Source organism: Marinomonas dokdonensis (genome assembly GCF_052747885.1).
Genome location: NZ_JBRAND010000005.1, coordinates 221,335 through 243,680, shown reverse-complemented (window position 1 = coordinate 243,680; position 22,346 = coordinate 221,335). Strand labels below are relative to the sequence as shown.

17 protein-coding genes and 1 rRNA gene are annotated in these 22,346 nt (G+C 45.0%); 5 read left to right on the top strand and 13 right to left on the bottom strand.

What is annotated here, in order from left to right; all coding sequences use genetic code 11:
• Positions 1 to 108 (top strand): 5S ribosomal RNA (gene rrf / locus ACUM5Y_RS13970); the annotation flags it as partial.
• A 425-nt stretch (positions 109 to 533) separates the two neighbouring features.
• Here rrf and ACUM5Y_RS13965 read toward each other — a convergent pair.
• From ACUM5Y_RS13965 to gap, 6 genes are all read right to left on the bottom strand, one after another.
• Positions 534 to 1,010 carry an Lrp/AsnC family transcriptional regulator gene (locus ACUM5Y_RS13965; protein WP_445977495.1) on the bottom strand — a complete coding sequence of 159 codons (477 nt, stop codon included), beginning with the start codon at positions 1,008 to 1,010 and terminating at the stop codon, positions 534 to 536.
• Positions 1,011 to 1,235: 225 nt separating this feature from the next.
• Positions 1,236 to 2,294: a 5-(carboxyamino)imidazole ribonucleotide synthase gene (purK, locus tag ACUM5Y_RS13960; RefSeq protein ID WP_445977494.1), complete on the bottom strand. Its 1,059-nt coding sequence runs from the start codon at positions 2,292 to 2,294 to the stop codon at positions 1,236 to 1,238.
• Positions 2,295 to 2,786 carry a 5-(carboxyamino)imidazole ribonucleotide mutase gene (purE, locus tag ACUM5Y_RS13955; RefSeq protein WP_445977493.1) on the bottom strand — a complete coding sequence of 164 codons (492 nt, stop codon included), beginning with the start codon at positions 2,784 to 2,786 and terminating at the stop codon, positions 2,295 to 2,297. It abuts the gene before it with no gap.
• Between the two features lie 213 nt (positions 2,787 to 2,999).
• A complete protein-coding gene (locus tag ACUM5Y_RS13950) occupies positions 3,000 to 3,455 on the bottom strand; it encodes a methylglyoxal synthase (protein ID WP_445977492.1) in 456 nt (151 codons plus the stop codon).
• A gap of 22 nt (positions 3,456 to 3,477) precedes the next feature.
• On the bottom strand, positions 3,478 to 4,923 hold the full coding sequence (gene pyk / locus ACUM5Y_RS13945; protein WP_445977491.1) for a pyruvate kinase: 1,446 nt from the start codon (positions 4,921 to 4,923) through the stop codon (positions 3,478 to 3,480).
• Between the two features lie 80 nt (positions 4,924 to 5,003).
• Positions 5,004 to 6,017: a type I glyceraldehyde-3-phosphate dehydrogenase gene (gene gap / locus ACUM5Y_RS13940; RefSeq protein ID WP_445977490.1), complete on the bottom strand. Its 1,014-nt coding sequence runs from the start codon at positions 6,015 to 6,017 to the stop codon at positions 5,004 to 5,006.
• A 379-nt stretch (positions 6,018 to 6,396) separates the two neighbouring features.
• Between gap and edd the strand changes: the two genes are divergently transcribed.
• Complete coding sequence (edd, locus tag ACUM5Y_RS13935; protein WP_445977489.1) at positions 6,397 to 8,214, top strand: phosphogluconate dehydratase; 1,818 nt, start codon at positions 6,397 to 6,399, stop codon at positions 8,212 to 8,214.
• Between the two features lie 157 nt (positions 8,215 to 8,371).
• On the opposite strand, the gene putP is transcribed toward edd, so the two are convergent.
• Together putP and hexR are read right to left on the bottom strand one after the other, a co-directional pair.
• Positions 8,372 to 9,868 carry a sodium/proline symporter PutP gene (gene putP, locus ACUM5Y_RS13930; RefSeq protein ID WP_445977488.1) on the bottom strand — a complete coding sequence of 499 codons (1,497 nt, stop codon included), beginning with the start codon at positions 9,866 to 9,868 and terminating at the stop codon, positions 8,372 to 8,374.
• 328 nt (positions 9,869 to 10,196) lie between these two features.
• Positions 10,197 to 11,060 carry a transcriptional regulator HexR gene (gene hexR / locus ACUM5Y_RS13925; protein ID WP_445977487.1) on the bottom strand — a complete coding sequence of 288 codons (864 nt, stop codon included), beginning with the start codon at positions 11,058 to 11,060 and terminating at the stop codon, positions 10,197 to 10,199.
• Between the two features lie 84 nt (positions 11,061 to 11,144).
• Between hexR and ACUM5Y_RS13920 the strand changes: the two genes are divergently transcribed.
• Together ACUM5Y_RS13920 and ung are read left to right on the top strand one after the other, a co-directional pair.
• Positions 11,145 to 12,050 (top strand): phosphotransferase, encoded by a 906-nt coding sequence (locus ACUM5Y_RS13920; protein WP_445977486.1) that lies wholly within the window; start codon positions 11,145 to 11,147, stop codon positions 12,048 to 12,050.
• Positions 12,034 to 12,723 (top strand): uracil-DNA glycosylase, encoded by a 690-nt coding sequence (gene ung, locus ACUM5Y_RS13915; RefSeq protein WP_445977485.1) that lies wholly within the window; start codon positions 12,034 to 12,036, stop codon positions 12,721 to 12,723. The genes ACUM5Y_RS13920 and ung overlap by 17 nt, the downstream gene beginning before the upstream one ends.
• Here ung and ygfZ read toward each other — a convergent pair.
• From ygfZ to ACUM5Y_RS13900, 3 genes are all read right to left on the bottom strand, one after another.
• Positions 12,715 to 13,623 (bottom strand): CAF17-like 4Fe-4S cluster assembly/insertion protein YgfZ, encoded by a 909-nt coding sequence (gene ygfZ, locus ACUM5Y_RS13910; RefSeq protein WP_445977484.1) that lies wholly within the window; start codon positions 13,621 to 13,623, stop codon positions 12,715 to 12,717. The two genes, ung and ygfZ, sit on opposite strands and share 9 nt — an antisense overlap.
• 92 nt (positions 13,624 to 13,715) lie before the next feature.
• Positions 13,716 to 14,705 carry a response regulator gene (locus ACUM5Y_RS13905; RefSeq protein WP_445977483.1) on the bottom strand — a complete coding sequence of 330 codons (990 nt, stop codon included), beginning with the start codon at positions 14,703 to 14,705 and terminating at the stop codon, positions 13,716 to 13,718.
• Positions 14,702 to 18,073 carry a PAS domain S-box protein gene (locus ACUM5Y_RS13900; protein ID WP_445977482.1) on the bottom strand — a complete coding sequence of 1,124 codons (3,372 nt, stop codon included), beginning with the start codon at positions 18,071 to 18,073 and terminating at the stop codon, positions 14,702 to 14,704. The genes ACUM5Y_RS13905 and ACUM5Y_RS13900 overlap by 4 nt, the downstream gene beginning before the upstream one ends.
• A gap of 278 nt (positions 18,074 to 18,351) precedes the next feature.
• Here ACUM5Y_RS13900 and xylB point away from each other — a divergent pair, with 278 nt between their 5' ends.
• Complete coding sequence (gene xylB, locus ACUM5Y_RS13895; protein WP_445977481.1) at positions 18,352 to 19,842, top strand: xylulokinase; 1,491 nt, start codon at positions 18,352 to 18,354, stop codon at positions 19,840 to 19,842.
• Between the two features lie 37 nt (positions 19,843 to 19,879).
• On the opposite strand, the gene ACUM5Y_RS13890 is transcribed toward xylB, so the two are convergent.
• Positions 19,880 to 20,779, bottom strand: coding sequence for a helix-turn-helix domain-containing protein (locus ACUM5Y_RS13890; RefSeq protein ID WP_445977480.1), 900 nt, complete (start codon positions 20,777 to 20,779; stop codon positions 19,880 to 19,882).
• A 136-nt stretch (positions 20,780 to 20,915) separates the two neighbouring features.
• The gene (locus ACUM5Y_RS13885; protein ID WP_445977479.1) at positions 20,916 to 22,346 is read right to left on the bottom strand and encodes a mannitol dehydrogenase family protein; all 1,431 of its coding nucleotides are present in this window, start codon (positions 22,344 to 22,346) and stop codon (positions 20,916 to 20,918) included.

Here is a 22,346-nt window from a genome sequence, read left to right as displayed (position 1 = left end):
ATCATAGAGGCGTTGAACCACCTGATCCCATCCCGAACTCAGAAGTGAAAAGCGCCATCGCCGATGGTAGTGTGGGAGATCCCATGTGAGAGTAGGTCGTCGTCAAGCTTTATAATCCAAGAAACCCGTTCAGCTAATGCAGAGCGGGTTTTTTCGTTTCAGATATGCCATAAGTAGGTACCGCTTTAGCGGGACGCGGAAAACCTCTTGAAGATAAAGTCCGTTTTCAGCGAGTTTTCGTTCCGAGCCGTATTCAACGCAGGTTATGGCCTTCCATTTACTTGCGCCTGTCTCGTGCCTCGACGCGTCGGCGTAAATGCAAATCCACAACCTTCCCTAATTTCAAACAACAAATTCAATTAATTCGGCTGACCAATTGTAGGTTCGCATTTATGCGGAAATGGTTCCGCAGGAACCACGGTTACCGATGATGTTTGGGTTAATCCTAGATTACATGATTGAGCTTGATTGCCATCAATTCCGCCTGCGGCTGAAGCCGCACCTACAAGATCAGTCACGGGTCCCAATCGTCGTTAGCCTTGCGGCAAAGGGATTGCTGGAGAGTTTTTGACGCGGTTTAGGACGAGTGTTGAGGTTAGATCTCTAACGACTTCTAAGCTTGCCAGAGACTCTGTGAGGAAGGCTGATAGTGACGGTAGGTCTTCACTGATGGTTTTTAACCAGAAATCAGAATCGCCACTTACTGAGTAGCACTCTAGTATGGTGGGCATGCTGTCTATCGCAAGTTGGAAAGTTTGACTCGCATTAGGAATGTTTTTATTGAGTGTGACACTTACAAAGGCCGTGACCTGGTAGCCAAGTTGACGAGCGTTAAGCTGTGTCACATAAGCTTCTACCATGTTGCTTTGTTCTAGCCTTTGCAGTCTTCTTGAGCACTGGGAAGGCGACAAGTTAACTTGCTCTGATAAGGCAACATTTGACAGTCGTGCGTTGCTTTGAAGCGCACTTAGCAGTCGCCAGTCATAGCTGTCGAGTTCAAGGTTATTCATTCAAGGGATCCTTACCTACGCAGCGGCAGCGCAGTAATATTTATAATTATAAATTTCTATAACCTAGAATAATGTCTTTTTTGAATGAAACAAGATCAAATCCGCCCAATATGACGAAAAAGTGCATAAAATTGTACTTTTTATTTACACAATTGGAAGATTTTCGATAGAAGAGAGAGAAACCTACTCAAAAACGATTTTTGAGTAGGTTTTGTGTTTTACGGGCTATAGGTTTTTCTCTAGCCACTCTAGCGCTTCAGGGTAAGGCGCAGGTAGGGTCAGTTCAGTTAAGCCTTGTTTTAAAACACTGATGTCTGCGGAGCAGAAGTTTAGGTGTCCTACTTTACGACCAGGTCGAACTTCTTTTTTATACCAGTACAACTCTAAGGCTTTGATGTTTAACCATTGGTAGTCAACATCAACGCCAATTAGGTTAACCATCATGCTTTGGTTTTTAACTTGTACTGGGGCTAGGGGTAAGTTGGTGACGGCGCGAACATGGTTCTCAAATTGACATATGCTTGCGCCAGCTTGGCTCCAATGCCCACTGTTGTGTACACGAGGCGCAAGTTCGTTGATCAGCAACTCATCACCCACGCGGAAACATTCCATTGCCATAACACCCACGTAATCTAAAGCATCCATAAGTTTGCCAAGCATGGCTTCTGCTTTAGATTGGTATTGGTCAAGGCGTTTTAGCGGAGAGATGGAAGCGTAGAGGATGCCATTAATGTGTAGATTAAGGGTTAGCGGGTAAAAATATTTTTCACCGTTTTTGCCTCGTACACCTACTAAGGAAACTTCTTCATCAAAGTTGATGGCTTGCTCGGCAATGGCTAGGCCTTTCCAGTCATCTGGAATGGCTGTGTTTTCTGTTTGTTTTAGCCAGTACTGGCCCTTGCCGTCATAGCCACCACGACGACGCTTCATGAGCACGCGCTCCCCTAGGGTTTGGTAGGCGTAGTCTGCGTCGGTATCTTCCTCAACAGGAAACCAAGGTGCTGTAGCCAGCTCTAGACGATCCAACCACTGCTTTTGAGTTAAGCGATCAGCCAGTTGTGGAAAGGTGTCTAGGTTAACGAAGTTTTTGTGCGTTGCGAGTTGCTTGGTCGCCGCGGTTTCTGGCCACTCTTCACGTTCAGCGGTAACGATATCGTCCTGAGCAAGTGGTAGGACTTCATCCGTCTCTATATCAACAGGTCGAATGTCCAAACCTAGTGGTGTGCCAGCTTGTTTTAACATGGCGCCAAGTTGACCGGCGCCAAGAACCCATAACGTTGACATTTAGGCCTCCCGTGGATCTGGGTTAGATAAAACCGTATCGGTTTGCTCAGCTCTGAACGCCTCGATCTTCTGTGCTAGCTCAGGGTTAGAGTTAGCAAGTATCTGACAGGCCAGTAAACCAGCGTTAAAAGCACCAGCGGTACCAATGGCTAGGGTGCCAACAGCAACACCTTTTGGCATTTGTGCGATAGATAGCAGGCTGTCCATACCGTTAAGGGCTTTACTTTGTACTGGTACACCTAATACTGGTAAACGGGTGTGCGCAGCGACCATGCCAGGTAAGTGTGCCGCACCGCCTGCGCCACCAATGATGACTTCAAAGCCTTTCTCGACAGCGCTCTCAGCAAATTCTGCAAGCTTAACAGGGGTTCTGTGGGCAGAAACAACTTCAACATGGTAGCTTACGCCAAGTTTGTCCATGATTTCGGCTGCGCCTTCCATTGTGCTCCAGTCGCTTTTAGATCCCATTATTAGGGCTACTTTTGCTTGCAAAACATATCTCCTGTTGATCTTCATTCAGCCTAACGGTATCAGGTTAGAGGGCTGAAATGTTTAATGATGGCGTCTTAGGTAGAGGCAATAATGTGCTTTTCTACACGGGAATATTAGGGCGCTAATATAGCGGATTTTGCGGGAAACAGCGAGTCTTGAGAAGGGGGGTTGTGCAAATTCTAAACTGCCCATATGGTCAAAAAAAGAGCGACTTTAAAGTCGCTCTTGTAGGTATTTATCATAGTCCGGAATATCTCGCTCGAACTCGCTTTCCAGTAGTGGAGATGAGACGAGGAAATTGGCCGAAGAGACGCTACAGGCAATGGGAATGTTCCAAACTGCCGCGACTCGTAATAGGGCTTTAATATCTGGATCATGGGGCATAGGTTCGAAAGGGTCCCAAAAGAAAATTAGGATATCGATTTTACCTTCTGCGATCATGCCACCAAGCTGCTGGTCGCCGCCTAGTGGTCCGCTGATGAGTGCTTTAACTTTCACCCCCAGCTCTTTATTGATCATGTTGCCTGTCGTGCCAGTTGCCATAAGCTCATGAGGGATGAGTTTATCCTTGTGGGTACGAGCCCATTTGATAAGTTCCGCTTTCATGTTGTCATGAGCAACCAGCGCAATGCGCTTCTTGGCGGCCATGACTGTTTTTTTCATGTGCATTATGGTGTCCTTCTCTATCGACTTACGCTGTTTCACCAACTTTGACAACTTTCATCGCGTTAGTTGTGCCATGGCTCACAAGGTGGTCGCCTTTGGTCACAATAACTAGGTCGCCATCATTGATGTAACCAAGTGATTTTACTTGATTCACTAAGCCCGCAATAATGTTGTCAATATTGTAGTCTTGTGAAGAGAAAGATACAGGTGTAACGCCACGGTAAAGTGCTGCACGGTTAAGAGCGGCTTGGTTCGGTGACAAAGCATAAATTGGTAGACCAGAGCTGATGCGAGACATTAGCAGAGGGGTTGTACCAGAGTCAGTCAAACTGATGATAGCTTTAACACCCTCAAGGTGGTTCGCTGCATACATAGCAGACATGGCAATCGCTTCGTCAACATTTGAGAAAGTAACATCTACACGGTGCTTAGAGCGTTTAATTGCTGGTTGCTTTTCAGCGCCCAAGCAAACACGGTTCATAGTGTGGATAACTTCTTCTGGGTAAGCACCAGCAGCGGTTTCAGCAGACAGCATCACGGCATCTGTGCCATCAAGTACAGCGTTAGCAACGTCAAACACTTCTGCACGAGTTGGCATTGCGCTAGTGATCATGGTTTCCATCATTTGAGTAGCTGTGATCACTGGGCGGTTTAACTGGCGGCAGCGCTTGATCATGTGCTTTTGAACACCAATCAGCTCAGCATCACCAATTTCTACACCTAGGTCACCACGAGCAACCATGACGGCATCAGACGCTAAGATAATAGAATCTAGTGTTTCGTTGTCGGCAACGGCTTCGGCGCGCTCAACTTTAGAAACGATACCAGCACTTAGGCCAGCCGCTTTTGCCAAAGAGCGTGCTTCTTCAAGATCGGCAGCGCTACGAGGGAAAGAAACAGCAAGGTAGTCAGCTTTTAGAGCTGCAGCGGTAATGATGTCAGCCTTATCTTTTTCGGTAAGGGCTGCGGCAGAAAGTCCACCACCTTGGCGGTTAATGCCTTTGTTGTTGGACAATGGGCCACCAACCAAGACTTTGGTGATTACTTCTGTGCCTTTAACTTCTGTAACTTCCAGAACCACACGGCCATCATCAAGTAATAGTACGTTGCCTGGTTCAGAATCTTCTGCAAGCTGAGGGTAGTCAATACCGACGCGTTTTTCGTCACCGTTATTTTTGTCGAAGCCTACATCTAGAATAAAGGTTGCGCCGTCTTCAAGCTCTACTTTGGTGTTTTTGAAGCGGGCAATACGAATCTTAGGGCCTTGTAGATCGCCAAGAATTGCAACATGACGGTTGTTCTTTTTTGCCATAGCACGAACGACGTCAGCACGGTTGATATGATCTTCTGGTTGGCCGTGGGAGAAGTTAAGTCGGAAAACATTCGCTCCTGCCAAGATCAATTTTTCGATCATTTCTGGTGAGCTAGAAGCTGGGCCTAACGTTGCAACAATTTTAGTTCTACGAGTCATTATATTTACCAAAGATTAGTGTGCTTAAAAGAGAGTATAAGATACGACGAAGGCTGCGTCTGCAGCCTTCGTGTTATTGATTATTTTGCGTTCATCAATGCAATGGTATTGTCTAACATGCGGTTCGAGAAGCCCCACTCGTTATCATACCAAGCCATAACTTTAACCAACTTACCTTGCACGCGAGTTTGAGTCGCATCAAAGTTTGAAGTGAAAGTACTGTGGTTGAAGTCAGAAGATACTAGCGGCTCTTTGTTTACGCACAATACTTGAGCCAATACTGGATCAGCGGCAATGGCGTCTTCAATGATGCTGTTAATTTCTTCAATAGATGTCTCGCGAGGTGCAGAGAAAGTAAGGTCAACCAAAGAAACGTTGATAGTCGGTACGCGTACAGACATACCATCAAATTTGCCAACCAACTCTGGAACAACTAGACCTACAGCCGCCGCAGCACCTGTTTTACTTGGGATCATATTCATTGCAGCAGCACGGGCACGGTATAGATCTTCGTGATATACGTCTGATAAACGCTGATCGTTAGTGTAAGCGTGGATAGTTGTCATCAAACCGCTTTCAATACCTAGCTTGTCGCTCAAAGGCTTAGCGATAGGAGCAAGACAGTTAGTTGTACAAGAAGCGTTAGAAATAACAGTCATGTCTGCTGTTAGAACGTCTTGGTTTACACCGTATACAACCGTAGCATCAACTTCTTTGCCTGGTGCTGAAATGATAACTTTCTTCGCACCAGCAGTAATGTGAGCGCTGGCCTTTTCTTTCGTAGTAAAGAAGCCAGTACATTCGTAAACTACATCAACACCAAGTTCAGCCCATGGAAGGTCTGCTGGGTTACGCTCAGAGAAAGTGCGGATTTTGTCTTGGTTGATGTATAGGGCTTCGTCATCAAAAGTTACTTCTTCTGCGAAACGGCCATGTACAGTATCGTATTTGGTAAGGTGGGCATTGGTTTTGGAATCACCTAAGTCATTGATCGCAACAACTTGGATCTGATCGCGCTTGCCTGATTCATATAAAGCTCTAAGTGTATTGCGGCCAATGCGTCCGTAACCGTTAATAGCTACCTTGATAGTCATACTCACCTCTAAAATTCTGTCTAAATGCTAAATTTGCATCATAACGAAGCAAAAAAAGCGGGAAATATATTCTTTTAAGTAAAAATACTACAAAAGCAATTTTTTAAGCAAGGATTAGTGTGAAAAACCCTATTTTTGCTCAAAAAATGATCTAAGATTTCGATCTTGGCCTATACTAACATTATAAATGTTACAAAAGGACGTCTAATCATACGAAAATTGAATTCCGAGACTTATTTTGTAAATAAATTACGAAAATACCGCGATTTTTTGGAAATAAATTTATTTATAAGGTTAAAATAGAGATAAATGTAGTAATATTACACAAATACTATACATATCGGCTGTGGAAGCTGCTAAGTCAATAACGGAGTCAGTCATGAACCCTATCGTTACTAAAGTGACCAAGAACATTATCGAGCGCAGCAAGGTATTGCGTCAGCAGTATTTGAAAGACATGAAGCAGGCACAGGAGCAGGGGCCTCATCGTGGACGTTTATCTTGTGGTAATTTGGCTCACGGCTTTGCGGCCTGCCAGCCTCAAGACAAGCAAAAACTGACCTTAATGGAAGAAGCCAACATCGGCATTATTTCTTCTTATAATGATATGTTGTCAGCGCACCAGCCTTATGAAAATTACCCAGATCAAATCCGCGCTGCGGTTCAAGAAATGGGCTCGATTGCTCAGTTTGCCGGTGGTGTTCCCGCTATGTGTGACGGTGTCACACAAGGTCAAGACGGTATGGAATTGAGCTTGTTCAGCCGAGATAATATTGCTCAAGGTGCAGCGATTGCCTTGTCCCATAATATGTTTGATGCGGCGGTTTATCTTGGTATCTGTGACAAAATTGTACCTGGGCTATTAATTGGCGCTTTGCGCTTTGGTCACTTGCCAGCCTTGTTTATTCCAGCAGGGCCAATGCAATCTGGTATTCCTAATAACGAAAAAGCCGCAGTACGTCAGCGCTTTGCACAAGGGCAAGCGTCTCGAGATGAGTTATTAGCAGCCGAATCTGCTTCTTACCATAGTGCAGGTACTTGTACTTTTTACGGTACGGCGAACTCAAACCAGCTATTGGTTGAGATGATGGGACTTCAGTTGCCGGGCTCTTCATTCGTAAACCCAACGGATCCGTTACGTGGAGCACTTACCAAATACGCGTCTCAACTTTCTACTAAGATTACCGCTTTGGGCCGTGACTATCGTCCTCTCTATGAAATCGTTGATGAGCGCAGCATTGTTAACTCTATCGTTGGCCTATTAGCAACAGGTGGTTCTACTAACCACACTATGCATATTGTGGCTTATGCGCGTGCTGCTGGGATTATCGTCACTTGGGATGACTTTGCTGAATTATCTAAAACTGTTCCGCTGATGACCCGTATTTATCCAAACGGCCAAGCGGATATTAACCACTTCCACGCTGCAGGTGGCATGGCTTTCCTTGTTAAGCAGTTACTGAAAGGTGGTCTGTTGCATGAAGATGTAAATACCATCATGGGTAAAGGCTTATCTCACTACGCTAAAGAGCCTTTCTTAGAGGGTGATACTGTTGTGTGGCGCGACGGCACTCAGAAGAGTTTAGACGAAGATGTGGTTCGTCCGATCGATAATCCTTTCAGCAAAGAGGGTGGCTTATCCCTATTGAAAGGTAACATCGGCCGTGCGGTGATCAAGGTGTCGGCGGTGAAAGAAGAGAACCGTATTATCGAAGCGCCAGCGGCTGTTTTCCACTCGCAAAACGCTTTGGCTGATGCCATTTCTTCTGGTGAATTAAAACGCGACTGTATCGCCGTTGTGCGTTTCCAAGGCCCGAAAGCTATGGGTATGCCTGAACTGCACAAACTGACGCCTTTCCTTGGCAACTTACAGGATCAGGGATACAAAGTCGCTTTGGTAACGGATGGTCGAATGTCTGGTGCTTCAGGTAAGGTACCTGCTGCAATTCATTTAACACCTGAAGCCTTGGCTGGCGGTTTAATCGCGAAGATTCAAGATGGTGACCTAGTAAGACTAGACGCTGTTGAAGGTAGTCTTTCACTGCTGATCTCTGATGAAGAGTTGGCGAATCGTGAAGCCGCCGTGCAAGATTTAACAAATTCTCATCAAGGTATGGGGCGTGAATTGTTCAGTGCATTCCGCTTATTGGTAAACGGTGCTGAGCAAGGCGCTTGTAGCCTGTTTAATGATGAATAAGTTCCTCTGACTACTAACCTTATGTTAGTAATGGTGTTTGGGGTTTGCTTAGCAAACCCCTTTTTTTTGCCTGAAGATTTTATCGGCTAACAAACAAGCCAAAAAAAAGCTGAACCAATGAGCTTGGTTCAGCTTTTTTCATGGTGAAAGCGAGTGCTTAATCCATAGTTTTTAGTGCTTCTTCGTAGTCATCGAATGATTGAGTTACGGCTTCTTCAGGTTTACCGCTCATCATACTGACGATCACAATGGCAATGGTAGAAAGGATGAAGCCAGGAACGATTTCATACACATCAAACCAACCACCACTTAGTTGTTTCCAGACAACAATGGTTACACCACCCACAATAATGCCTGCGAGAGCGCCATTGCGGTTCATGTTACGCCAGAACAAGCTGATCAAAATTGCAGGACCGAATGCCGCACCGAAACCTGCCCAAGCGTAAGATACTAGACCTAGTACTGAGCTTTTTGGGTTAAGGGCAAGGATTAGTGCCAGAATAGAGATAGCGATAACGGCAAAACGGCCAACGTTAACGATTTGCTTTTGAGTCGCTTGCTTGTTGAACAGTTGCTTGTAGAAATCTTCTGCTAAAGCAGAAGAAGATACGAGAAGCTGAGAGTCTGCTGTACTCATAATAGCGGCAAGAATTGCGGCTAACAAAATACCGGCCACCACAGGGTGGAAAACAGCATTAACAAGCACCATGAAGATCTTTTCACCGTCTGCTAGGTTTCCAGCTAGGTTGCCATCAACATAGACAATGCCCACAAAACCAATCAGCAAGGCGCCAGCCATGGAAATCAGTGTCCATGAAACGGCGATACGACGTGCGGTAGTAATATCTTTATTAGAGCGTGCAGCTTTGAAACGAGCCAAGATATGTGGCTGGCCAAAGTAACCCAAGCCCCAAGCCACTAATGAAATAATACCAATCGTACTTAATGGCTCACCTTTGACATCGTTCCAGATGGTTAACAGCTCTGGGTTTTTACTCATTAGCGTGTCGCTTAGTTGGCTAAAGCCGCCATCTAGTGAGATAAGAGGTACGATGACCAATGCTGCAGACATCATTAGGCCTTGGATAAGATCAGTCCAAGCTACGGCTAAGAAACCACCAAACAATGTGTAAGATACGACGCATACTGTGCCAAGAATTACCGCGTAGGTGTAATCTAAGCCAAACACTGTTTCAAACAATTTACCGCCAGCCACTAAGCCTGAACTTGTGTAAAACAAGAAGAAAAGCAAAATGAAAAGCGCAGAAATGGTTTGGATGGCTTTTGACTTATCTTGAAAGCGGCTTGAAAGGAAGCCGGGTAGGGTTAGAGAGTTGTCTGCTTTGATGCTGTAAGTGCGAAGACGTTTGGCGCAAATTAGCCAGTTTAGCCAAGTACCTACGAGCAAACCGCCAGCCAGCCAAATGGATTCTAAGCCTGATGCAAAAGCATAACCTGGTAGACCTAGTAGCAACCAGCCACTCATGTCTGAAGCGCCAGCTGAAAGGGCTGTAGGCCATGGGCCTAGGGAGCGTCCGCCAAGGAAGTAATCCTCCGAGCTGGATGTGTTCTTATATGCGTAAAGACCAATTCCTAGCATAACTACTAGATAGGCTAGGAATGTAAAGCTTATCGCGTAACTGCTTTCTATCATTCTTGTTTTCTCCAAATTGAAGTTTCGTGGGCCTGTGAGGCGCCAAGCGAATTTAAATACTGCTTTTATTCTTGTATTAAACCTGACAAAAAAGGTTATTTGGCGAAGGTCAGATGACACATATTTCACCAATGTTTTCGTTTTTTCAGGTTAACCTAGAATTTTAAATGGCTAAGAGGTGGATATCTTTCAAAAAGCTCTTTAAGAATTGTAAAAAACTCGCGCCTTAGAAAAGCGGCGCAGATTTTAAAGGTCTAGTGTCAGATTTGCAAAAAGTAGACGGAAATAAATAAAGGCACTTAAAAGTGCCTTTATAGAAGAGGTTGAGTTACTTTTCCGGCTTGGGAAGGCGGGTATCTTGCACGCTAAGCTTAAGCTTTTTAAGGTGTGCGTTGAATTCAGGGCCACGCTTTAACAAGACTCCTGTCGCCAGAGCGTCGATTAAGGTTAGGTAAACAATACGTGAGCTCATTGGCGTATAAATATCGGTATCTTCTGTCTCTTCTATCGGTAGTACAATAGAGCAATGTTCAGTCAATGGTGAGTCAGGGTTGGTGATGCCGATGACAGAAGCTCCTGCTTCCCGTGCCACGCGCGCGGTTTCGATCAATGGCAAGGTACGCCCCGTGTAGGAGATGATGACAACGGCATCCCCCGGGTGTGTTCCTGCTGCGGCCATGCGTTGAACTAAGATATCTGTGTATGCCACCACAGGCATGTTTAAACGGAAAAACTTATGGTGAGCATCTTTTGCAACTGGGCCTGAGGCACCAAGACCATAAAATTCAATACGACGAGCTTGAGCAAGAACATCTACAGCACGGCTAATGAGCGACTCAGGGAGAATTTCTTGGGCTCTCGTTAAGTTGTTCTTCGCGGCTTCAAAGATCTTACTGGTCACAGCGCCAGGAGCGTCATCCGGCTCTACGTTTAAGTTAACGTAAGGGGTGCCGGTGGCTAAACTTTGGGCAAGAGATACTTTGAAGTCTGGAAAACCACTGCCAATAAGGCTTCGACAGAAGCGATTGACCGTTGGTTCACTCACTTCCGCTCGCGCCGCTAACTTGGCAATACTGGAGTGAATGGTGGTTTTCGGGTCAGCTAAAATGGCTTCTGCCACCTTACGTTCAGACTTGCTAAGGGTGCTTAATCGTTCTTGTATTTTACGAATGATGTCTTCGTGTTTATTCATTGATCTACTTCAATCTATTGACTCGGATGATACTCTTGTTCATTCTGACAGCCACTTCAGGTTCTGGCAATGAAATGATTAAAAATGAGCGTACTAAGCGAGTATATTACTAGAATTGCAGAGCTTTTACCGAGCAAAGTTTCACTATCTACGAAAAAATTAGAAGATGGCTTCTCAAATACTAGTTACCTTATTGGTTGGCAGGGTGAACCTAGATTAGTACTTAGGTTACCAGGGATTGAAGAGAGTATGTTTGCTGTCAATCGCCGTGCGGAAATGGCCTCTGTGACACAAGCTGCTCAGCTTGGCATTAGCCCGCCTTTGTTATGGCAAGATAATCATGGAGTAATGGTTAGCCAGTATGTGGCGCAGCCAGCATTAAGTTGGCAAGTAGAGCACGATGCAACGAGTGTTCAGCGCCTTGCTAATCTATTGGTTACAGCCCATACCATGGAAGCTGGAGAGCTCAGCTACTGTGTCTATAAAGTAATCGAGCACTACCTTAAGCAGATTGCAGAAGCTGTCCGTGACGATGGCGTTCTGACCAAAGAGTGGCAGTTTTTAACCTCTTGGTTTCAGGCGTTAGCCCCTAGTCTATCTCCGCTTGCGAATACCTTGTGTCACAATGATGTGAACCCCAAGAATGTCTTAATGGACGATCAAACCGCTTGGTTAATTGATTGGGAATATGCTGGGTATGGGGATCCACTTTTTGATCTGGCCGTAGTGGTGCAGTCCCATAATTTGTCGGCGTCTATGGCTAAGCAATTGTGCCAATTCTATGATGCTGAAATAGATTTTAGTGATATTGAGGTTTTTCTTGATAATTATCGTCAGGCTTATGTGATACGAGAGTTGGCGTGGTTGCTTTTGTATTACCTGCATCAGGATAAGTTGCCCAGTTTTTTAGAAAGTTACTATCAGTATAAAAACACTCCTCAGGTAAAGCGGTTATTAGATGAGAGCGAACAAAATGAATTTAGCGGCTGACTGGCATGACAAGCTCGACGAAGAGCTGAATAAAGATTATGTACAAGCATTGTGGCGATTTTTACAGGCAGAGCAAGCCCAAGGGAAGGTGATTTATCCCCCACAGGACGAGTATTTTAATGCTCTTAACTACACCCCTTTTGAGCAGGTGAAAGTGGTGATTCTTGGCCAAGATCCCTATCACGGGGCGGGTCAGGCTCATGGGCTTTCTTTTTCTGTCACTCAAGGAACAAAAGTGCCTCCATCTTTGGTGAATATCTACAAGGAATTGCAGAGTGATATTGGCTTTTCGATTCCCAGTCATGGCAATTTGGAAGAATGGGCGAAGCAAGGTGTGCTGTTGCTCAACAGTGTGTTAAGTGTCGAGGAAAGTAAGGCTGGGGCTCATCAAAACAAAGGCTGGGAAACTTTAACGGATGCTATTATCGCGAGCATTAACCGTCATCATCAGGGAGTGGTGTTTCTGCTGTGGGGAAGCTATGCCCAGCAAAAAGGGCGACATATTGATCGTCAAAAACACTGTGTATTAGAAGCTGTTCACCCTTCGCCTTTGTCGGCCTATCGAGGGTTCTTTGGCTGTCAGCATTTCTCGAAAGCCAACGCTTACTTGTATGAAGTTGGGAAAACTCCAATCGATTGGCAAATAAGCGAGCCGGATTTTTGTTTAGTCTAAGGCATAAGGGAGTTGTACTAGGTCAACCGGTTGGCCCATGTAGAATGCCGTATCCACTTCATCGGTGGTGATATTTAAGATGACTTGAGCAATGTGCTTTTGCCCAATGGCTGCGTGATTAAAAATATGCCCGATCACTTTTTCGTTATCATCTAGAATATCAAGACTGTCGCCGATCTCTCCCTGCCAACTGATTAAAGCCAGTTGTTTCTTCGACTTACCACGATATTGCATGCGGGCAATAATTTCTTGGCCAGTATAACAACCCTTGGTAAAGCTGATGCCGCCATTACTTTGCATATTCAACCACTGAGGCAAGGTCTCTTCACTTTGTGCTTCTGTGATCAATGGACGAGCCATGAGCAATTGTAATGGTTCGGCAAGATGAGCCTCTTGCTCGATAATGTCAGCGTCAAGGGCGCTTTGAATACGCCACTCAACCTGCATAGGGTAGCTTGCCAATTCACATGTCAGTTGACTTTCATCTTGAGTAACAGACAAGGTTTCGGCAAGTTTGCTGTTAGAGGCTGGCTTGTCACTGGCTTGAATATGAGTGCTGATGGCGTAATCTGTACTGCTATTTATTAGTTCTACCTTAAAAAATACGGCGTACTTTTTAAGGTGGTTCAGGGTTTTTTCTAATACATCTTGCGATATGACCATGAGGATATCTTGCTGTTTTCTGAGCAAGAAAAAGTTACTGATAATTCGACCTTTTACATTACAAATCGCCCCATATAAGCCACTTGAATCGCTCAGTTTTGTTAGGTCACACGTCAGTTGGCCTTGTAGGAACTTTTCTGCGTCATTACCTTTCACTGTTAGTACGCCAATGTGCGCCTGTTTAGCGATAATCTTGTTAAATGGTGTCTGTGCAAAAACGTCAGATGTGGCTGTCATGGCTAGGTGTCCAGTAAACTATAGTAGGCTTAACTATGGTGTTTATTGTTGCTTTTTCAATAGTAAGCAGCACACTTTGATAAGAAAGTGGGTTAAGGGTATTCGGCTTTAATAGCAAGCAACTTAGGCAAGATTTGTTGCATCAGCGGCGGCAGGTCTGGGTCAAAGTGTTTACCACTTTGCGACATGATGTGATCCATTGCCTCTTCCACAGACCAGGCTTCTTTATAAGGTCTTGTACTGGTAAGCGCATCAAATACATCCGTGATCGCCGCCAGTCGTCCTTCTAATGGAATATCTGTGCCGGAGAGGCCGTAAGGGTAACCAGAACCGTCCCACTTTTCATGATGGCTAATGGCGACAATGTGAGCCAATTCGACCAGCCTTGAGCTTGGGTCCGATAAAATCTGGGCGCCAATGGTGACGTGAGTTTTCATGATTTCAAACTCTTCTTCCGTCAACTTGCCAGGTTTTAGAAGAATTTTATCTGGAATGCCAATCTTGCCAATGTCATGCATTGGTGCCGCTTGCATTAGGTCATGGGCTGAGTCTTCATCATAGCCGTAAGCAAGGGCAAGCTCTTTGGTATAACGGCTCATTCTTTGAACGTGTAGGCCGGTTTCATTGTCTTTGTACTCTGCGGCTCTGGCAAGCCGTTGAATAAGGTCAATATGGGCAAGTTCAAGGGTTGCTGCACGAATGAGCGACAGATGGTTCTTGACTCGAGCCAGTACCAAAGACGGAATGATGGGTTTGGTAATATAGTCCACAGCGCCCAGCTCAAAACCCTTTTCTTCGTCATCTGATTCTTTCAAAGCGGTAACAAAAATAATGGGAATATCAGCTGTTTCCGGATTGTTTTTTAAATGGGTGCAGACTTCAAGGCCCGTCATGTTCGGCATCATGACGTCTAGAAGAATCAGATCTATGTCTTCTTTTTCGACAAGTTTGAGGGCATCTTGTCCCGATCGGGCGAAGGATAATTTATAGTGGTCTTGCAAGACATGGCGTAGCACTCTTAGGTTGGTAGGCTCGTCATCTACCAAAAGAATACGTGCTTGAACATTTCGATTTTCTATCATGCCTTATCCTTAAGTGCTTCGCTTAACTTCTCTAGTAAATTAATAGCCTCAGTGAAATCAAAATCTGTAATCGCATTTTGTACTTCCACAGCGAGGCCTTTTAGAGAAGAAGGTGCCTGTTGTACTAGGTATTCTGTTCTATCGTCGTCAATTTCGCCTGCTGTGGTGAGCTGAATGAGCTCAAGTGTAATGCCATGTAGTTCCTGGACAGAAATTGTGGGCGCTTCTATCTCATCAGTATTGTCTTGTTCAGGGTACTTTTCAGCCAACAGACTTAGCTCTTTTTTGAAGCCACTAAAGTCTTGGCTAAGTTTTTCTATCAGAGCTGAATTGTTCTCTGCATCGCCAGTTTGGGCTGAGGTCTCAATAGCTGCAAGGGTGTTGCTCAGCTCAATAAGTGCTAGGTTACTGGCGGCGCCTCTTGCCGCGTGAGCCAATCGACCAATGTCCGCAAAGTCTTGTGATTTGGTAAGCTTTTCAATGTTTGACGCTAGATTCTCCTGCTGCTTGGCAAAGTGTTTTAGCTCTCTCATATAAAGCTGTTCATCGCCCCATAAGCTAAGACCCTTATTAAAGCTAATTTGCTTTCTACCTAAGTCTTCATCTTCTTGTACTTCTGTCTCTGCACAGGCAAAACTCTGCTCAACATCAAGAACTCTCGCCATCTCCGCGGTAAGTTCATTCATATCAATAGGTTTACTAGCAAACCCTGTCATGCCGGCATTTTGCGCATCTAGCTGATCTTCGAGTAGCACGCTGGCCGTTAGGGCAATGATAGGTGTGGTCGGTAAATTATTTTCTTTTTCGTATAGACGGATGACCTGAGTTGCGGTCAAACCATCCATGTTAGGCATTTGGACATCCATCAAAATAATGTCGGGTTTGAAAGATTTGTATTGCTCTACAGCTTCTAAACCATCATTGGCCAAGTAAATTTCGTGATTTTGGCGTTTTAATAGCAAACTTAAAAGCGTGAGGTTCTGTTCAATGTCATCGGCTAGCAACACCCGTTTAGGTGGAATGACACTGATTGAAGTCGGTTTTTTCTGTGCTGGGGCATCTCTTTCTTCTAAAGGTAGATCAAAGTAAAAGCAGCTACCCACACCCACTTGACTGGTGGCGTGAATTTGCCCCCCCATCAATTGTACTAGTTGTTGAGAAATAGTCGTCCCCAAGCCTGTGCCACCAAAACGTCGGCTCATGGAGGCATCGGCTTGAGTGAAAGATTCAAAGATGCTGCTTAGACGGTCCTCAGGGATGCCAATACCTGTATCTTCAATGGCGAAGCGAATGCTTTGGTTTGGCTGTTTAGAAACAGTGAGGGTGACGTGGCCATGCTCAGTAAATTTCACCGCATTACCTATTAGGTTAAGCAACACTTGGCGGATTCTGTGCTCAGCGCCTAAGTAAGTACTCGCTATGGTGTTATCAATGGTAAAGTTAAGCTGGATGCCTTTGGTCTTTGCTTGCAGCCATAACGTCGAGATGATTGAGTCGATTAATGGCACCATCTGGAAGGGCTGGTAATCAATTTCAAGTTTGTTTTTGTCAAGCTTGGCGCTGTCTAGAATGTCGTTTAACAAATGTAGTAGGGAGCGCGCGGATTTACTGATAGTAGATAGGTGTTTCTTGTTCTCCATCGACATATCGGACTCTAGCAAGATGTCGGAGAAACCGATGATGGCGTTCATAGGGGTGCGAATTTCATGGCTCATGTTGGCCAAGAAAGCCGCTTTACTCTCTGCAGATTCTTCTGCTCGGTTTTTTGCTTGGCGCAAGTCTTCTTCCATTTTAATGCGCGAAGAAATATCCAAAATAACACCATCTACCCAGTTTGATGAGTTCTCCTTGTTGGGCACAACAGAGCCATTTTCTAATACCCAAATGTGATGACCATCTTTGTGAACTAAGCGGTACTCAACAGTATAACTACGGCACTCTCTCATGGCCTGCTGCATGACCTCATTCACCCGATCGTAATCCTCAGGGTGGACCAAATCAAACAAGCTCATGCTTTGGTTATAGAAGTCCGTTACCTGCCAACCGGACAGTTCGACAATGGCATCGCTGAGGAAAAGAACCTTAGAAGTGTCATCCATTAAACTGCGGAAAGACGCACCAGGGATGTTTTTGATCAAAGAGCTGTATTGCTCCTCACTCTTGCGGATTTTTTCTTCCATTTCACGGCGTTGAGATATGTCGGTTACAAAGCCAACAAATATGGGTGGCTCACCTTCTATATCAACTTGTCCGACCCCTAGGCGAATAGGGAATGTGTGGCCGTCTTTATGAAGGGCAAAAACTTCTTGGTCTGAGCCTATAACGGTTCTAGTACCGGTTTTCTGATACAAGTCCAAATAGCCATCGTGGGCGTCTTGATAGGGCTTTGGCATCAGCATAGAAATGTTTTTGTTAAGTACTTCTTGCTGCTGATAGCCAAAAATTGTTTCTGCAGCCTTATTGAAAGCCTGAATTAAACCGCGGTGGTTAATGGTGATAATGCCATCAACAGCGGTATCCAAGGTGGTGTTTAAGCGAAGCTCACTGGCTGTTTTTTCAGATAAAAGCTGTCGGTAGCGCAATTGAGAGGTAATGTTTGTGGCTAATATGGACAATAGTAGGGTTACAATTGCGACGACAATCGATAAATAGCCACTATCGGTGCTGTTACCATGATGAAGGCTATGGTCAATCATATCGTGCTCATCAATGATGTAACGAGCCCCTGTCATGCCTGTATAATGCATGCCCGAAATGGCGAACCCCATGATCAAGGAGCTTATGGCGTTGATCCAGTTCTCAGTGATGTTGCGCCAAAAACGGGAAATATAATACCGAACAGATAAGGCGATGATGGCTAATACTACGGCGACAACAATTGACAGAATAAATAGCGACGGATCGTATTTTAGTGAGACATCCATCTCCATCGCTTCCATGCCCATGTAGTGCATAGTGCCAATACCTGCACCCACTAATGTGCCACTCATAACCAGCTGAAGTGGTGTGAGGCGTGGTCGAATAAGCATGCTTAAGGTTAAATAAGACGCTAGCACGCTAGGAATGACAGAGAGAAACGTCAGTAGAGGGTCGTAGGCAACGGAGTGGCCCATATCATACGCCAGCATGCCGACGAAATGCATGCTCCATATACCCCCGGCCATTACTAGAGAGCCTGAAAGAATGGCTATAGTTTTGTATCTTTTTCGTATGATGTGTTTGGCAACGGAGGCAAAGTGTAGAGAGAAGAAAGCCGCAACAGCGGCTAATAGAATGGACAATGCGACCAACCAATAGTTGTAGTCACCCATGATGGCTGCCTGTTGAAGCGCCTCATCCGTTACAAAAAAATCTGCTATCCAATCCATCTACACGCGCCGTCTATAAAGAGTAAAACAATATAAATATAATTAATGTACAAGCTTACCAGTCTCATTGACTATGTTGTATTAAAACAACACAAAAGTCACCGACTGGCTCAGGATATCGGTTATTTTTTGGGATTTTCTAATACTAAAGTGAGCAAGTTAATGAATCTTATTGACTCATAAGCGAATAATTTCGACTATCAAGGTTTATCTGGCGTGTGCTTGTAGATTGAGTTTGTGTCAGCAGACAATAAATATAAAGAAAGGATATTTTGATTATGTATTTAGGGTTAGATCTTGGTACTTCTGGCTTAAAAGGCGTACTTGTGGACGAGAAAGGGCAGTTGTTAGCTCAACAAACGGTTGCGTTAACCGTTGAGTCTGTGCGGCCGCTCTGGTCTGAGCAAAACCCTAATAGCTGGTGGCAAGCGTGTAAAGATGTCATTAGGCTGCTGCAAGCGAAAATTGATTTAACACCTCTTAAAGCCATTGGTCTGTCGGGGCAAATGCACGGAGCAACCCTGCTGGATAAAGATTACCAAATTTTAAGACCCTGTATTTTGTGGAATGATGGTCGTAGCCATGAAGAGTGCTTACAGCTCATGGACGAGTGCCCTGATTTCCTTGAACGTTCTGGTAATTTGGCCATGCCAGGCTTTACCTCACCAAAAATCCTCTGGTTGAAAGAACATGAACCTGAAGTGTATGAGAAGCTCGCCTATGTGTTGCTCCCTAAAGATTATTTGGCCTATTGCTTGACCGGAGAGTTGAGTACGGACTGCTCTGATGCTGCGGGTACTTTATGGCTGAATCCAAGCACACGACAATGGGACGACACATTATTAGCCGCTACAGGCTTAAGCCAAGAGAATATGCCCAAGGTGTATGAAGGGTGTCAGTTTGTTGGTCAGCTAAGCACTGAGGTCGCCAAGCGTTTAGGGTTGAAAGAAGTACCTGTGGTAGCGGGAGCAGGGGACAATGCCGCGGGTGCTGTCGGCATGGGTATCACTGAGCCGGGTCAAGGTTTTATCTCTCTTGGAACCTCAGGGGTCTATTTTACGGTTAGCGAGCAACACAGAGCGAGTCCTGAGCATACGGTACATGCTTTTTGTCATGCCCTGCCAAATCGTTGGCATCAAATGGGCGTCACCTTAAGTGCGGGTAATTCATTGTCATGGTTGTCTAAGCTACTTAACACGCCTGTTGAAACACTTCTGATGAATCTTGAGGTTGCTGGGTTAGAAAAAACCAAATTGCTTTTTTTACCCTATATTAATGGCGAACGTACGCCTCATAATGACCCTCAAGCCAGTGGGCAGTTTATTGGTTTTAGCAATCAAACTTGCCATGAAGAAATGACCTTGTCGGTACTTGAAGGGGTCGCATTTTCTATGCTGGATTGTCAGAACGCATTGCTAGAAGCAGGTAGCTCAGTAGATGCCTTGTCTTTGATCGGTGGCGGTGCTCGCTCAGCCAAATGGCGACAGATTATCTCGAATGTATTGAACAAAACGCTGCATTATCGCGATGGTGGAGCCGTAGGGCCGGGGCTAGGGGCGGCGAGGTTAGCTTTATTAGCGGATAAACATCAGCAAGGCGGGGAATTAGAAGCTCTTATTAAGGAGTACTGTAATCTGCCTGAGGTACTTGCCACACACTCTGCTGAGGAAGGTTTGGCGGCTTACTACCAGGCCAAATATCAGCTTTATCAGCAAACTTACCAATCAACCAAAGCGCTGAATGCTCAACTGACCCAGTTACTAGGTTAAGGCGATGTAAAACCGTTAGCTTATGCTAACGGTTTTGTTAGGCATTACTTGTAGAGACTTCCATGTGCGCGTTACTTTGCGCACGGAAATCACGAGGGGTAACGCCTTTTAACTCATGAAAACGACGGTTAAAGTTTGCTACGTTGTTAAAGCCTACTTGGAAACAAATGCTCGCAATTTGCTGGTCTGTTTCCGTTAATAGACTGCAGGCGCGGCTAATGCGAACCCGGTTAACGAACTCAATGAAACGGTTGCCAGTAGCCTTTTTGAAAAAGCGTGAGAAGTGACTGTCGGACATATTCACCAAGCTTGCGGCGCTCGAAAGACTAATGTCTTGGCTATAGTTTTGTGTCACATGATCAACAACCGTATTGATTTTACGTTGCAGAGATTCATTGGATTTTAAATCAATCTGTACGGTTGAAAGTAATCGATAGTTAGGTGTTTGAGCCAATTCTTGCAACAGGGGTAAGGCTTTTATAATGCGCTCTAAGCCAGAGGAATCGCGCACACTGCGAAACACCTTTTTGAGTTTTTCCATGTCCATATCAAAGAATTCGATCCCAGATTTGGCTCTGGATAACATGGGTAATATTTCTGCCAACTCAGGTATGATCTTCATGCCATTGGAAAAGGATTCGTGGTCAAAGCGAATGACCATGTCACGTACTTTTACGGGGGCTTGATCGTTTTGGCAAACCCAATTATGAGGCAGGCGAGGGCCGGTTAAAATCAGTTGGCCTGCAGAATAATTACCAATGTAATCACCTACAAAAACCTTGCCGGAAGTGTCGACAATGAAATGCAGTTCGTAGTCGTCGTGAGCATGCCAGCGAATTAAATCACTTGGGTAGCCGTGCTCTAAATAGCGAATGGTTTCAACGCTGCCATCAGCGATTTCGTATTCAGGTGTAATACGTTTAGCTGTGTTGGACATAATAATCTCTCACTCAAAGTGTTACCGTTTTCACGATGATACTTTTTATTCTGTTTTCTTATTTTTATCAGGAATAATGAAAGAGAAAAAGTGGTGATGTTTGACATCACCACTTGTGTCTATTGATTACAAACGATTAGCTGTATTTAGCCATACTCGTTTGGATTTCTTCATTAAGTCTACTGACAAAATCGGGAAACTCTGTCGGAATGTTGCCCCATAAGAAAGAGTCGGTTGTAAATGCTTTAATACCAGCTTCATCAAATGTGAAAGCGGCAACAGCTTGGCTGCTAGGCTCATGGTATTGGGTGGCTAACTTACCTTGTTTCGTTAATTGAATAAAGGTAAACCAGCTGGCAATACCTCGAATTGTCTTATTTGGTGTTCCACCTTGACGATAGATAGCTTCAAGGGTTGGGTACACAAAAATAGGGAACTTGGCATAGCCGTCAGAGCAGATTCGTTCCACCGTGTCGCCAATGTTGCTGTTACTAAAGCGTTGACCTATTACTTTGGCATAAGGCACCAAATCAACAATAGATTCTCCTAATGCAGGGATGGCATCTTGGCCAACAAAGTCTGCGAAGTATTGTTGCAACTCATCGTCACGCATGGCTTCATCAAAGTAGGTTAGTCCTTTCAATGCTGCTTGATAAGTGACGCAAGTGTGGCCGGCATTCAAAATACGAATTTTCGCTTCTTCAAACGGATCTACTTTATTCACCAGCTGAACACCAACCTGCTCTAAGGCTGGTTTCTCGCCAGAAAAATTGTCTTCAACAACCCATTGAATAAAGTCTTCACCCATCACCGTCATTTCATCTGCAACGCCAAAACGCTGTTGCACATCTTGCATGTGTTGTGGGCTTGGCTTAGGTGTGATGCGATCTACCATTGAACAAGGGAAAGAAACATTCGCTTCTACCCATTGAGCCAATTCACTGTCTTGTTTAGCGGCTAGGAACTGCATTAAGCCTGTTTCTAATAGCTCACCATTATGGCGTAAGTTATCACAGCACAGTAGGGTGATTTTAGCTTTAGACGTTTGACTGCGAAGTTTTAAACCTGCGTACAAGAAAGCGTATAAAGTGTTTCGACCACCTTCAATGTCACCTTTAATAGCAGGGTGATCAAGCATTAAGGCACGGTTTTCGTCTAGGTAGTAGCCACCTTCGGTTACGGTAGACGTAACCAACTGGATGTTGGCTCCAGCCATTGCCTTATCAACTTCTTCAGGGGCTTGTGCGCCATCGATTTGACCGATGATAGAGCGGATGTGTTCATATTGAGTCACTCCGTCCGCTGCCATCGTTTTTAGCACATATTCACCCTGTTGCTTAACAAACTGGTCGAACGCTTGGCTGTCTTGAGGACGGATATTGACCCCAATTAAGCCCCAGTGTTGGTTTCCAGGTTGAGCGAGTAGGCGGTCAAAATAGACAGCCTGGTGAGCTCGGTGGAAGGCACCAACGCCAAGGTGAATCACCCCGGCGGTAATGTCTTCACGCTGATAGTCTTGTGCTAGCAGCTGCTCCGCGTTGACGCTAGCTTGAAGATAGTTTGCCAT